Below are 12,647 nucleotides of genomic sequence, written 5' to 3' on the forward strand. Positions count from 1 at the left end.
GCTCTTTCCCCTGGTCCGGTAGCTCTCTTGCGTCAGCGGCGAACTCCGTGTGATGCGTTCCGGCAGGAGTCGCGTCGAGCTGATAATTCCGAGGACCAGGAGGACGGTGGGTCTTGCCGGCGTCGGTGCCGACCTTTGTTCGGCAGCCGGGTCGTCGCGGGGCGCCAAGCGGCCAGTCAGTCAAAGCCACCAACGGCAGAGTGTTTCCAAGCACACTCGGCGCCCCTGGGCGGGTCAACCACACGAAGGGCTCACCGCGTCCCGCAGAACGACGTAGGGAGCGTTTTCCATCCTCACGCTGATGCGTGGTGAAGGTTCGAGGACGGCCTTCCCGATGTCGGTGATCCGGTTGGTGCTGTAGCGGAGCTTCGGCAGGAGGCGCCAGCCTTTCAGGATGGCCTTGGCCTGTTCGCCGAGGCAACGCATCTTGGTGAGGTCTTCATCGATCCACGCTTGCCTTGGTGGCAGGCCCTATCAGGTGTGCGTCCAGCGTTGGTTGCTGCCGTTCGAGCAGGAGTAGAGCTGGATCAGAGTGCCGTTGGCGGTGCCGCTTGCCGCTGCGTCGAGGCAGAGGCCGGACTGGACGCCGACGATGGATCCGTCGGAGTCGAGGCGCCATTTCTGGTTGTCGCCACCCCAGCAGCTGTAGATCTGGACTTTGGTGCCGTTGCCGGTGCCGGCGGCGTCCAGGCACTTGTTGCCGTAGACCCTGAGCTCGCCGGCGGCGGTGTAGGTCCACTGCTGATTGGTGCTGTTGTGGCAGTCCCACAGCTGGAGTTGGGTGCCATCGGTGGTGCCGGCGCCGGGCACGTCCAGGCAGCGGCCCGAAGCGACGCCCTTGACCTGTCCGGAATCCCCAGGCGGCGTAGGGGAAGTGGCATTGAGTGCGTTGAGGACGGCGGTGTAGGCGGGCTTCTTGCTGCCGTCGCCGTTGAACAGCAGCGGCGAGTGCTCCGGCCGCCAGGAGTCGGTGTCGCGCACACCCCAGACCGTGATGCCCAGGCAGCGTGAGACGGCCAGGCAATCGTTGGTCACGTCGGCGTAGGTCGAGGCCGGGGCGCCCTGGATGTCGAGTTCGGTGATGGCCACGTCGACGCCGAGGGCGGCGAACTGCTGCAATGTGGTGCGGAAGTTGCTGTTGTAGGGGCTGCCGCTGTTGAAGTGCGCCTGGAAGCCGACGCAGTCGATCGGCACGCCGCGCTGCTTGAAGTCTTTGACCATGGCGTACATGGCCTGAGTTTTGGCCCAGGTCCAGTTCTCGACGTTGTAGTCGTTGTAGCAGAGCTTGGCGGCCGGGTCGGCGGCGCGCGCGGTGCGGAAGGCGACCTCGATCCAGTCGTTGCCGGTGCGCTGCAGGTTGGAGTCGCGCCGGGCTCCTGAACTGCCGTCGGCGAAGGCCTCGTTCACGACGTCCCACTGGGCGATCTTGCCCTTGTAGTGGGACATCACGCCGTTGATGTGGCCGATCATCGCCTGGCGCAGGGTGCTGCCGCTGAGGCTCTGCATCCAGCCGGGCTGCTGGGAGTGCCAGGCCAGGGTGTGGCCGCGCACCTGCTTGCCGTTCTGCACGGCCCAGTTGTAGACGCGGTCACCGGCGGTGAAGTTGAACTGGCCCCGCTGGGGTTCGGTGGCGTCGATCTTCATCTCGTTCTCGGCCGTCACCGAGTTGAACTCGCGGCCCGCGATCGTCGTGTACGCCGAGTCGCCCAGCCTGCCCGAGGCGATGGCGGTGCCGAAGTAGCGGCCGCTCTGCGCCGCCGCGGCGCCGAGCGTACTCTCGGCCGCACTCTCGGCGGCGTGTGCGGTCGGCGGCGCGACCGGTGCGGCGACCGCACCGAGGACGCCGACGACCAGCGCTATCAGAAGACCACCGAACTTCTGGCGGACGACGGGTGGGGAAAAGGCATGCAAAGCCATGACTGTGCCTCCAGGGTAGAAATCACGGAAGGACTGAAGAGCGTCGAAATGCGTCGTCCGCTCCCACGCGGCAGACGGACGGGCCGGGCCGGAACCCGGGCAACACGGGGTCACCGGACACCGTGGTCATGGAACCCAGATGATGTCGGCCGGACGGACGGCACCCGAGCGGTCGCCGGGTGACGTAGGGGGCCTTGCAGAGTGCGGCCGGGCGGGCGCGTCTGCCCCGGGTCTGACCGGGCATGGATCAGATGCAGGCATGCCCGTCGAGCGTGAAGGCCGCGGGGGAGGGGTTGCTCCCGCTGTACGTCCCCTGGGGTCCGAAGCTCGCGGCCGCACCGGGTCGGATGGTCCGGTTCCAGTCGGCGTTCGAGTCGGCGTCGCGGGCGGCGACGGCGGTGCCGTCGTGGGTGGCGGTCGCGTCCCAGGCGCTCGTGACGTGCTGGCCTGCCGGGTAGGTCCAGCTCAGCTTCCCGCCGTCCGCGGAATTCGAGCCCATGTTCTTGACGGTGACCGTCGCGGTGAAACCCGTGCTCCAGCCGCTGTCGCCCTTGTACGTCACCGCGCAGGCACCGGTGGGTGGTTCGCCGGTGGAGGTCCGCTTGGCGCTTGGCGGCGTAGGCGGCGTAAGGGGGGAGGCAGGCCAGCGAGGCGCTCCAGTCGGCCGCCACCTCGTTGGTGGAGTACGAGCCGATGTCGTCGATGTAGCAAGCCGAGGACGCGGAGCCCGGCCAACGTCTCCGCGCGGATGTCGAAGGGCACGCTGACGCTGCCGTCCACCGCCAGGACGTATCCCGAGCCGGTCCCTCGGTACGAGGAGAAGTCGGCCACCTGGACGGACTGCCCGGAGGGGGTGTCCGCGCCGCGCGGAAGGGTCGCGCCGGAGGCGACCACAGTCCCGGACGCGTCGCGCAACTGCCAGGTGAGCGACTGCGCTGCCGTGGTCACCACGGTGGCGCGCTTGGGTGGTCCGTCCGGCAGGTAGCCGGCCTGGGGTTGACGCATACGGCCGAGGTCGCCGCCGCGAAGGGGGCGGCTGCCGCGGTGGGCGCGGTGAGGAGGTCGCCGACGGGGAGGGGCCTCGTCAACAGAGTGGAGGCGGAGGCGTCTGGGGTGGCGTAACGAAGGGGTGGGGGGCATGAGTGGCTCCTGTGGCGATGGTGGTCGACAGGGGGGAGTTGGTTTGGGGGAGCAGGCGCATTCGCCAGGGCAGGCGGCGGTAGTTGCCGCCGGGTCCATGCCCTGGTAGGCGTACCGCAGTCGGCGGGTGTTGATGGTCAGGATCTGATCGTTGCAGGCGTGGATCGTTCCGCCGTGGCTGATGTCTTGCGCCCAGGTGCCTGCGGGGAAGGTGACGTTGTTTCGGCCGGCGAAGGGTTCGTTCCCGGTGGTAGGTCGGGGGCGTCCAGGCGCTGGTGAGGCTGGGAGATGTGAAGGAGTGAAAGCAGTGTCGGCCGGCGGAGCCGATGGCTTCCTGGAGGAGCAGGTACTGGTTGCTGTCGGCGACCTGATACACGCTGGTTGCCTCGAGCGCCGCGTCGACCGCTAAGCCCGTGAGTGTCTGTGCCCGACGTCTCGGAGATCGGGGGTAGCACCGACATGATCGTCCTTTCTCTCTGTGGGGGAGTTCTTGGTGCCCACTGGGCGCCGTGGGGGCACCAGTCTGGGAGCGCTCCCATGCGAAATATCGAACAGCGGTCGGTGCGTCGAAGATTCGAGGCGGACAGTAGTGATGTGCAGAGCAGTCGTCAACAGATGCGGACTCCTGCGGAAGTTGAAGATGTGGCGGCCAGGGGCGGACGCTGCTTGCTCAACTGCTCTCCTCTGCGCGGATGCCTGGGCTGGTGAACTGCGTCGCAAACTTTCGAAGAGTTTCCGGTCGGTCCAACATGCTGGTCAAGCCTGAAGAAGGCGCCGTTTATGGACAGATCGGCGACAGGTCTTGACCCGGAGGCCCCACGTTCCTAGCTTGTGGCGTCAAAGAACTCGAGAAGTTTCCGAAAGTTTTCGGGATTGAACCGACGTCCCCCACCCCGGAGGCCCTCTTGGCCAACACCCCCTGGACACCTGGTGGATCCGCTGGCGTGACATCCCGGCCGCAGCCGTCACAACCAGCCGCCGATTGGGATGGCTGAGGGCCGGGGACCTCTCTGGTCACGGCCACGGCGAAGTGCTCGGCTGGAGCGCCCACAGCACCAACTCTTCAGCATGTGTGGCCGTCTTCTCACCTACCCCGTCCCTGGCCTCCGGCGCGGAAGCTCCGCACGGTTCATCGGCGTCACCTCACTCCCGCCCCGGCCCCCGGCCCCCAGGCCCCCGCCCAAGGAGTTCTTCTGATGTGGTTCCGCCATCCGTCCCCCGTCCACCTGAGACGCTTGCTCGCCGTCCTTGCGCCGCTGCTGCTTGTGGCTACCTTCCTCGGCGCCCCGCCCGCCGCCGCGGCGACCGTCGACACCAACGCCTGGTATGTGCTGGTCAACCGCAACAGCGGCAAAGCCCTGGACGTCCACAACCTGGCGACCAACGACGGCGCCCGCATCACCCAGTGGACCAGGAACGATCAGAACCAGCAGCAGTGGCAGTTCGTCGACTCCGGCGGCGGTAACTACCGCATCAAGTCCCGCCACTCCGGCAAGGTACTGGACGTCCACAACCGGTCCACCGCCAACGGCGGCTCGATCGTTCAGTGGGCCGATCAGAACGGCACCAACCAGCAGTGGCGGCTGGCCGACAGCTCGGACGGCTACGTGCGGTTCATCTCGCGCCACAGCAACAAGGCCCTCGAAGTGCAGGGCGGCTCTACCGCCGACAACGCGAACATCGTCCAGTACGACGACTGGGGCGGCACCAACCAGCAGTGGCAGCTGGTCAGGGTCGGCGGCGGCAACCCCGGACCGTGCGATCTTCCATCGACATACCGCTGGAACTCGACGGGCGCGCTGGCGCAGCCCAAGCCGGGGTGGGTCTCGCTCAAGGACTTCACTGTCGCCCCTTACAACGGCAAGCAACTCGTCTATGCGACGACGCACGACACGGGGACGAGGTGGGGTTCGATGAACTTCAGCCCGTTCACCAACTGGTCGGAGATGGCCTCGGCCGGCCAGAACACGATGTCCTCGGCCACCGTAGCGCCCACGCTCTTCTACTTCGCGCCGAAGAACGTCTGGGTGCTCGCCTACCAGTGGGGTGGAACCGCCTTCTCCTACCGGACGTCGAGCGACCCCACCAACCCGAATGGCTGGTCATCCGAGCAGGTGCTCTTCTCCGGGAGCATCCCCGACTCCGGAACCGGACCCATCGACCAGACACTCATCGCCGACGGGTCGAACATGTACCTGTTCTTCGCCGGTGACAACGGCAAGATCTACCGGGCCAGTATGCCGATCGGGAACTTCCCGGGCAGCTTCGGCTCGAACTCGACAGCGGTCATGAGCGATACGACGAACAACCTGTTCGAAGCCCCGCAGGTCTACAAGCTCCAGGGCCAGAACCGCTACCTCATGATCGTCGAGGCGATCGGCTCGCAGGGCCGCTACTTCCGCTCGTTCACGGCCACCAGCCTGAACGGCTCATGGACACCCCAGGCCGCGACCGAGAGCAATCCCTTCGCCGGCAAGGCCAACAGCGGCGCCACCTGGACCAACGACATCAGCCATGGCGAACTGCTCCGTACCAGCGCCGATCAGACGATGACCGTCGACCCTTGCAGTCTGCAGATGCTCTACCAGGGACGCAGCCCCAACTCTGGCGGCGACTACGGACTCCTGCCCTACCGTCCGTGTCTGCTGACACTGCAGCGCTGACATCACTGACGGCGCTGACGGCGTGACGCGAGTCCGGCTCCGGTATGGAGCCGCCGTGGCGGGCCCGGCGGAATACCGGACCCGCCCGGGTCACGCGACAACGTCAACGCTCATACGGCGACGGAGCGCGAGGTCGGGAGACGTTCACGGCTCCCCACGGACGGCCAGTTGAGACATCACGCTCCGCAACTCGCGCGATGGTCGCCTGCGCTGCTTACGGCATCGCCCTGACCATCGCGGCCCGCTCGTACTGGCTTCGGAGGCGTCCCGCTCGCCGGATGAACCGGATGAGTGTCAGCACAGAGTGACCGTCTGCGGCCAGTTGGATCCCTGCCCACTGGCCACCATGGGGTTTCGACTCCACCAGTACTCGAACGGTGTCTTGAACTGGGTCGCTCACCCTCGGCGTCATAAGCGCCGCACTCGATATCGCGTACCACTGCCCACCCGCAACCGCTTAGAGGACGATCCGGGCGTCTTCACCCCAAGGTGTACAGCGCCTCTGGGCCAGCTCGTGCCAGCTGCCCAGATATGACGTCAACACAGGCACTGCGCCGGGTAGTTGCAGAGGGGCATCCGATGCTCACCCTTTACGCTTCACGCGTGCGCCATCGCCCCACGTCGACGCTGCAGGATGTCTCCCCGCCGCGTCATTCCGTGCCCCATTCTCGTTCCGCCTCCTGTGAAGCGAACCCACCAGTGCCCCGCAGTAACGTTCCCGCGGGGATTACCCGAGCAGACGCCCACGCGGCGTGCTCGGGAGAAATCCGGACCGTCTCGTGCGGACTACAGCCGACCGACTTGACCATCGAACTGGACGCCGCTGCCGCCGTAGTAGCTGGGAAACCGCACACCCCGGGCATCTTCGGCCCGAGCACCACACGTAGCTACGTGCGGGCTGCCAGGGTGGTGTTCCCCCAGCGGGCGCCCCGGCTCTTCACCGACACGCGGCTTGCAGCGCTGACCACCTCATTGCGGTGGGGGGTGCGGTGCACCTACGACGCCTGAGGGTCCTTGTGCTCGTAGCCTTCTTGCTCTTGGCCCTCGTGGCGGTAGGAATGTTGCTGCTTCCATCGGACGAACGTCCACCAATGAAACATGAGGAGGCCGGCCGGCCGCGCAGTTGCACCAAGGCGCCACTCCAGCCTCATGCGTTGCACGCTTCCTCGGCACGGATCCGTCGGGTCCCCTCGCTCCGCGCTGACGTGCTGGGGATGCTCTACCGCGACCATGTCATCCGTGTACATCGCAGCCACAACGGCTGGGTACACCTCACCAACACCGCGAGCGGCGTCACGGGATGGACGAGTGGCGACCTGGTGTACCGCGCGGGCGGCGCCTGCACCGGCTGACGCCCACGGCCACCCGGAACGCCCTGTCAGGGTGGCCCTCCGGGTCGCCCGTCGTGGCAGCCCCTAGTTGGCCGTAGCTGCCGTTCACGACTCCGGCCATCGACGCCCAACCGGACAGCTGCTCGAAGGCCGACGGGCGAAGCGGCGCTCTGCTCCACCAACCGGGGCAGGCATGAGCACCGTTGCGCCTGCATCATTGTGAGGCTGGGCCAACAATCAGGATCGTTCGGCCGGTGAAGAGGCAGTACTCCAACCGTGCCCTACTCCGGCACGTGTGTGCCGCGCGAGTACTGAGCACGCACCACTCCGGAGGGCGCTTCGCCCATAGAGACACGCTGAAGTGAGTTCATGCGAGCGGCCGGCGGGCTCTGCGGACTAGCGTGGTGATCATGATTGCCTGGCAGATGCGGTTGGCTACGCAGGCGGACGTCGAAATGATGGCTTCACTCCGTACTTGGGTGATGCGAGAAGACTTTGAAAGGTCCGGACGGTACGACGAGCATCGACTGCGACAGAGGGTGCGAGACCGATTCAGTCCAGGACGTTGCCGTCACGACGACCCTCCGCTGCGCTTCACTGGGCGGGCGACACAGTGACCGTCGACATTGCTGTTGTGGGAAACGGCGTCCTCGGCTTGTCCGCGGCACTGGAAGTGGCCCGCCGGGACACCGGCCTGCGCATTGCCGTTGTCGGAACACCGGGCCGGGCCGGGGCGGCCACTCCAGCGGCCGGCGCCATGCTCAACTGTTTCGGCGAGGTGACGCAGTACACCACCCGTCATCCCGCCGCCGCGGCCCGTTTCGCGCTCGCGCGGCGGGCTTTGGACGCCTGGCCGGACTGGCTCGCGCGGCTCGCCGACGAGGCAGGAGAAGTAGCCGGAGGTGTTGGGCTGCGCAACAGCCACACTCCCGGCACCTTCGTGATTCTGAGCGCCCGATCGGGACGCATCACCGATCGGAACTTCGAGGCCATGTGCAGTGCGCTGGTCGAGCATGGCGAGCCGCACGAGACGGTCGATCCCGCTGATATCGCCGGCCTCGCGCCTCGTCCTGACGCGCGGCCTCTGCGCGCGCTCCATCTTCAGCGCGAAGGAACCGTCGACGCCCGCCGCGTCCTGGCCGCCCTCGAAGCAGCGGCCGCCACCCGCGGCGTGCAGTTCCTTTCCGCCACCGCCACCGCGCTGGTCGCGGACAACGGAACCGTGCGAGGGGTTCGGCTGGACGACGGCCGGACGCTGAAGGCGACCCAGGTGGTCCTGGCAGCCGGCAGCATGAGCGGTGCACTGGCTGCAACCGTGCTGCCCCCCGGCGCCGTTCCGCCCATGCTCCACGGCACAGGACTGGCCATCCTTACCCGCCGAGACCACCCCGGCGGTGTCACGCATACCGTGCGCACTCCCAACCGGGCCGCCACCTGCGGCTTGCACGTCCTGCCGTCTCCCGGCGGGCACTACATCGGCGCCACCAGCGTCATCACTCCACAACCGGGCGCCGGGCCGGAAGTGGGGACCGCCCAGGAGATGCTGCGAGCCGCCTGCGAACAGATCGACCAACAGCTCTCCGCGGCCCAGGTCACCGCCTGGCTGTGCGGGCGCCGCCCCATCCCATTGGACTGCTTCCCCCTGCTCGGCCCCTCCCGCAGCATTGACGGCCTAGTCTTCGCCACCGGCACTTACCGCGACGGCTTTCACTGCTCACCCGTCATCGCGCGGTACATCGCCGACACCCTGCTCGACAGCAGCACCCCACCGGACAAGGACCTGTCCTGGTTGACTCCCGAACGTCCACCGGTGCAGACCATGACCGTCCCCCAGGCTCTCGACGAAGCCGTCGCTCACTGCATGGACGCCGGCTACGAACACGACTTGCGCATCCCCGCACTACTGGGCGACACCCACCTCGCCGACGGCCTTCGCCAACGCGCCGAGCACCTCTACGAGCACCTGCCCCACTCGATCGCCCTCCAGCCCGAAATCATCATCTCGCAACTCCTGCTCCCCGCCCGCAGCCCCAGGGAGACACAGCCCCTCATCTGGCTGTCGGACTACCTGCATGCCGCCCACAAGCACTACGGGCGCCTTGAGCAGGCCACCTGAGCATCGTCAGTGGGCGGTGGGTCTGGGCTTGCCGTGGGTGTCGCAGGGCAGCTTGTACTTGCCGTAAGCGGTGGTGAAGTCTTCGGTGATGTCGGCGTCGACGGTTTTCATCGCGGTGGGGGAGACGGCGATATAGCCACTGAAGGGCCGTTCGATGTCGCGGATGACGAGCAGGACGCTGGTCAGCAGGGCGGTCAGGACCACCAGGCCAACGGTGACCAGGGCGGTGTTCTTGCGTGGCAGACACAGGCCGAGGGTGACGACGAGGAAGGCGAGCGCTGCGAGCATGAGCCAGTACACGGCGTTGGGGATCGCGGGTGTGGATTCGGCGATGCGTGTCTGGCGGGCTTGGGAGCGTTCCTTGTCGGCGGCCAACAGCAGCCCGAAAGCCGACGCGTCGTCACCCATGGCTTTGAGCGCTGCGCGGAGGTCGGTGCTCCACACGCTGGGGACGGAGGATCCGTGTCCGTGGGCCAGGGCCGGCCACTCGTGGGCTTCGACGGCCCGTACATAGCAGACGACGTCGCCCTGCAGCCGCTGGCGCTGTGCCGCGGGGGCGTAGTCGGCGACTTCGAACATGTGGTCCGCCATGCCGGCCTCTTTACGGACGGCCTCGTCAGCCTTCCCGTTGGAGCCGGAAGCAGTGACCAGGACGAACGCGAGAACAAAGACGGTCAGGGTCTGCAGGGGCAGCACGAAGTCCCGAATGGTCAGCGCGGGGGTCTCGTTCGCCTCCAGGCCTTTACGCAGCAGACGGTGCCCGACGACCCCGGCTGCCAGCGCCAGGACCGCGACAACAATGGTGGTGATGACCAACGGGAACTCCCCGGGGGTTGCCGTGATGTCGCTCGGACCCACCGATGATCGACGGCCACAGGCCACACCCACGGCGTCGACACGGCCGACGGGCATTGTTCACACCGTCGCGTCATGGGGATCTTCTACTGATCAATGGTCTCTTGCCGGGGCCCACGTCGCAGGACCGTACGGGTAGCCGGTGCGCTCAGGAGCAAGCTGTGTCACACCATGACTCCGCTGTCACAGCAGTGGGAAGTGCGGTGCCGCTGTTTGAGTCGGTACGGAATCAGCGCGTTCGCAAAGGTCGACGTCGTCCAGGATCTGCTTCGCAAGCAGGGGTCGGAGTCGACGGCGGAGCCTCAGCCGACGGCTCGGAGCCGTCGGCTGACTGGCTCTGACGAAAGCGGTTGACCCAGGTGTTGGGCTTCGTCTCGGGTATGACCTGCTGGCGTCCCCTGGCCGCCTGGAACGAGGCGGGCGTGTGGGACCGGCTGCACGCTGTGCTGCTCAACGAGCTGCGGTCGAAGAACCAGCTGGACTGGTCGCGGGCGGTGATCGGCTCTTCCCACGTCCGGGCGGCCCGACGGGGCCCTGAAGCGAGGCGACGACATCCACGAAGCATTCCTCGGCCTCGCCGTCTGCCTGATCACCCACCGCCGCGTCCAACGGCTTTGCCGGGGTCACTTATGCGTTCGTAACCCTTGGCGACCGGCTTTCCCTTCAGGCCGTGTGCGTGCGGCACTGAAGGAGACAAGAGGAAAGCGCACGCCATCAGTGCGGCGGCGGCCAAAGGAACGTAGGCGACGCCAAGAGTCCCTACAACGGCCCCGCCCGTAGCGGCGGCGAAGCCGGTGCCGAGGTAGAGCCCGGAGATGTTCAGCGACACCGCGGTCATCCCTGCAGAAGGCCCGGCGGCGGTCAAGATGCTGCCCTGCACCGGTGGGGTAAGGGCCCAGGCGAAGAACGCCCAACAGGCAATCACCACGGCCAGAACGTATCGATCGCCGATGCCGCTGAAGACGAGCCCGGCGGCCAGAGCGAGTGCGATGGCGTGACCCGCGAGAACCCGCCGCAGGCTTCGCTGCGGACCCCAGGCATCCGCGGCCCGCCCCGACAACAAGGCTCCAGCGAGGCCGGAGGCACCGACGAGGAACAACACGAACGACAGCAGGCCGTACGAGCCCCCTGCGACCTTGGACGTGTACGGCCCGAGGTAGGTGTAGAACAGCAGGCCACCGCTCGCCGCCAGGAATGTCACTGTCACCAGGCGGAGTACTGAACGATTGCGCAGCGGTGCCAGACGTTCCCGCAGCGGAGCCGGGGCGCCGCCGGGAACGGGTGGTGCGGTGGCCAGCAGACCCGCAGCTGCGACTGCTCCGACCGCGGCGATCGTCCAGAAGGTCGCGCGCCATCCGAAGGCCCCGCCCAGCCACGAACCCAACGGCACTCCGCTGAACAGCGCGGCGGTCATCCCGGCCGTCACGACACCCAGGTACCGCCCTTGCGCTCCGTCGGGGGCGCCGGCGGCTGCCGTGGCGAACGCCGCCGAGGCCACCGCCGCCGCACACAAGGCAGCCGCCACACGCGCACCCATCAGGAACCAGTAGCCAGGGGCGAGTGCTGCTGCTGCGTTGGCCAGGACAAACAGCAAGAGACCGACGACCAGCACCGTCCGCTTCGCGAAGCGTTCACAGACCACCGACAGAGTGGGTGCGCCGACGGCGTAGACCACGGCGAAGACGGTCACCAGCTGCCCGGCGGCGGCAACGCTCACCTCCAGGTCGTCGGCGACAGCGGGCAGCACGCCGGCGATGACGAACTCGTCGGTGGCCGTAACCAGCAGGGCCAGGAACAAGACGTACAGCCAGCCCGGCAGGGCAACTCTTTTTTGCATCGGTCTCCTACCTCCGTGGAACGCGGCACGTCCGTCGCACGCTAGGTAGTGACACCGGTGTCAAGGTCAAGCGCCGGAGCGCAGCAGCTGCGCGAAGCCCTCCGTGTCCTCCGCTCCGGCCCGAAGATGGGCGATGCGCTCCACCAGTTCCGTCCGGTGCCGCTGGAGTTCTGCCGCCTTGGCCTCCACGACGGACAGGCGCTGCTCGTACATGGCAAGCACTTCGTCGGGGCTGCTGTCGCAGGCCAGGAATTCCTCGGTCTTCATGTCCAGGCAGGGAGTCACCACGCGGATGTCCTCTGCCGTGAGCCCGGCTCCGAGCAACTCCCGCACGTTCAGGACCCGGTTGACCGCTCGCGCGTCGTACTCCCGCCAGCCCTTGCTCGTCCGTGCTGCTTCGAGCAGACCCTGCTGCTCGTAGTAGCGAATCGAGCGGCGGCTTGCGCCAGTGCGCTCGGACAGCTCCCCGATCTGCATGATCGCCTCCTCGTAACTTTCCGGCCCACGGTACGTGCGTTCTCGCCCTGGCCCGCTTGGTCTGGCTGTCCTTCGGGCGGTTCTCGCGCAGGACATCGCCAGGGGTCCGCTGGGACCTTCTCACGCCGTGCTGCGGCCGTGCTCGCCGGAGGCTCAAACGAACGGACCCAGCGCGGCTTCGGCTGCCGGGTAAGCCTCGGATGGTCGATAAGTGCATGTCGTGCTCCCGTGGCTCGTTGGCAGCGGACCGGCCGCGGGGGCGCCCACGCCAGCGCACTAAAAAGAAAACTAAAAATAAAAGAATAAAAAAA

At 67.1% G+C, this 12,647-nt stretch carries 10 protein-coding genes and 2 pseudogenes; 4 read left to right on the forward strand and 8 right to left on the reverse strand.

The features are described 5' to 3' along the window. Nucleotides 1–234 precede the first annotated feature (234 nt). The 5 genes and pseudogenes from AB0I94_RS25560 to AB0I94_RS25580 all read right to left on the reverse strand — a co-directional run. Nucleotides 235–429 (reverse strand): annotated as a pseudogene (locus AB0I94_RS25560) (hypothetical protein); the annotation flags it as partial. A 45-nt stretch (nucleotides 430–474) separates the two neighbouring features. Continuing rightward, nucleotides 475–1,917 carry an endo-1,4-beta-xylanase gene (locus tag AB0I94_RS25565; RefSeq protein ID WP_363311972.1) on the reverse strand — a complete coding sequence of 481 codons (1,443 nt, stop codon included), beginning with the start codon at nucleotides 1,915–1,917 and terminating at the stop codon, nucleotides 475–477. A gap of 247 nt (nucleotides 1,918–2,164) precedes the next feature. Next, nucleotides 2,165–2,479: a cellulose binding domain-containing protein gene (locus AB0I94_RS25570; protein WP_363311973.1), complete on the reverse strand. Its 315-nt coding sequence runs from the start codon at nucleotides 2,477–2,479 to the stop codon at nucleotides 2,165–2,167. Next, nucleotides 2,476–3,057 (reverse strand): cellulase N-terminal Ig-like domain-containing protein, encoded by a 582-nt coding sequence (locus AB0I94_RS25575; protein ID WP_363311974.1) that lies wholly within the window; start codon nucleotides 3,055–3,057, stop codon nucleotides 2,476–2,478. Before AB0I94_RS25575 ends, AB0I94_RS25570 begins: the two co-directional genes overlap by 4 nt. Next, nucleotides 3,002–3,631 carry a non-reducing end alpha-L-arabinofuranosidase family hydrolase gene (locus AB0I94_RS25580; protein WP_363311987.1) on the reverse strand — a complete coding sequence of 210 codons (630 nt, stop codon included), beginning with the start codon at nucleotides 3,629–3,631 and terminating at the stop codon, nucleotides 3,002–3,004. The genes AB0I94_RS25575 and AB0I94_RS25580 overlap by 56 nt, the downstream gene beginning before the upstream one ends. Nucleotides 3,632–4,253: 622 nt before the next feature. On the opposite strand from AB0I94_RS25580, the gene AB0I94_RS25585 reads away from it, so the two are divergent. The 3 genes from AB0I94_RS25585 (at nucleotide 4,254) to AB0I94_RS25595 (ending at nucleotide 9,167) form a co-directional block, all read left to right on the forward strand. Next, nucleotides 4,254–5,720, forward strand: a complete 1,467-nt coding sequence (locus tag AB0I94_RS25585) for a non-reducing end alpha-L-arabinofuranosidase family hydrolase (protein WP_363311975.1) — start codon at nucleotides 4,254–4,256, stop codon at nucleotides 5,718–5,720. 1,154 nt (nucleotides 5,721–6,874) lie between these two features. Then, nucleotides 6,875–7,072 carry an SH3 domain-containing protein gene (locus AB0I94_RS25590; protein ID WP_363311976.1) on the forward strand — a complete coding sequence of 66 codons (198 nt, stop codon included), beginning with the start codon at nucleotides 6,875–6,877 and terminating at the stop codon, nucleotides 7,070–7,072. Nucleotides 7,073–7,685: 613 nt separating this feature from the next. Then, the gene (locus AB0I94_RS25595) at nucleotides 7,686–9,167 is read left to right on the forward strand and encodes an FAD-dependent oxidoreductase (RefSeq protein ID WP_363311977.1); all 1,482 of its coding nucleotides are present in this window, start codon (nucleotides 7,686–7,688) and stop codon (nucleotides 9,165–9,167) included. Between the two features lie 6 nt (nucleotides 9,168–9,173). Here the strand turns inward: AB0I94_RS25595 and AB0I94_RS25600 are convergent, their stop codons facing one another. Beyond that, nucleotides 9,174–10,079, reverse strand: a complete 906-nt coding sequence (locus AB0I94_RS25600) for a hypothetical protein (RefSeq protein WP_363311978.1) — start codon at nucleotides 10,077–10,079, stop codon at nucleotides 9,174–9,176. 302 nt (nucleotides 10,080–10,381) lie between these two features. Between AB0I94_RS25600 and AB0I94_RS25605 the strand changes: the two are divergent. Continuing rightward, nucleotides 10,382–10,543, forward strand: a pseudogene (locus tag AB0I94_RS25605) (IS5/IS1182 family transposase); the annotation flags it as partial. A gap of 68 nt (nucleotides 10,544–10,611) precedes the next feature. Here the strand turns inward: AB0I94_RS25605 and AB0I94_RS25610 are convergent. Together AB0I94_RS25610 and AB0I94_RS25615 are read right to left on the reverse strand one after the other, a co-directional pair. Then, the gene (locus AB0I94_RS25610) at nucleotides 10,612–11,820 is read right to left on the reverse strand and encodes an MFS transporter (RefSeq protein WP_363311979.1); all 1,209 of its coding nucleotides are present in this window, start codon (nucleotides 11,818–11,820) and stop codon (nucleotides 10,612–10,614) included. 105 nt (nucleotides 11,821–11,925) lie between these two features. Continuing rightward, nucleotides 11,926–12,336, reverse strand: coding sequence for a MerR family transcriptional regulator (locus AB0I94_RS25615; protein WP_363311980.1), 411 nt, complete (start codon nucleotides 12,334–12,336; stop codon nucleotides 11,926–11,928). Nucleotides 12,337–12,647: the final 311 nt, after the last annotated feature.

Origin of the sequence: Streptomyces sp. NPDC050147 (assembly GCF_040660195.1) — a bacterium.
Lineage (GTDB): Bacteria > Actinomycetota > Actinomycetes > Streptomycetales > Streptomycetaceae > Streptomyces.

What these genes read in the sequence shown, in the direction of transcription:
- AB0I94_RS25565 (WP_363311972.1), bottom strand. Translation starts at nt 1,917, where the DNA reads ATGGCTTTGCATGCCTTTTCCCCACCCGTCGTCCGCCAGAAGTTCGGT.
- AB0I94_RS25585 (WP_363311975.1), top strand. Translation starts at nt 4,254, where the DNA reads ATGTGGTTCCGCCATCCGTCCCCCGTCCACCTGAGACGCTTGCTCGCC.
- AB0I94_RS25575 (WP_363311974.1), bottom strand. Translation starts at nt 3,057, where the DNA reads ATGCCCCCCACCCCTTCGTTACGCCACCCCAGACGCCTCCGCCTCCAC.
- AB0I94_RS25615 (WP_363311980.1), bottom strand. Translation starts at nt 12,336, where the DNA reads ATGCAGATCGGGGAGCTGTCCGAGCGCACTGGCGCAAGCCGCCGCTCG.
- AB0I94_RS25600 (WP_363311978.1), bottom strand. Translation starts at nt 10,079, where the DNA reads ATGCCCGTCGGCCGTGTCGACGCCGTGGGTGTGGCCTGTGGCCGTCGA.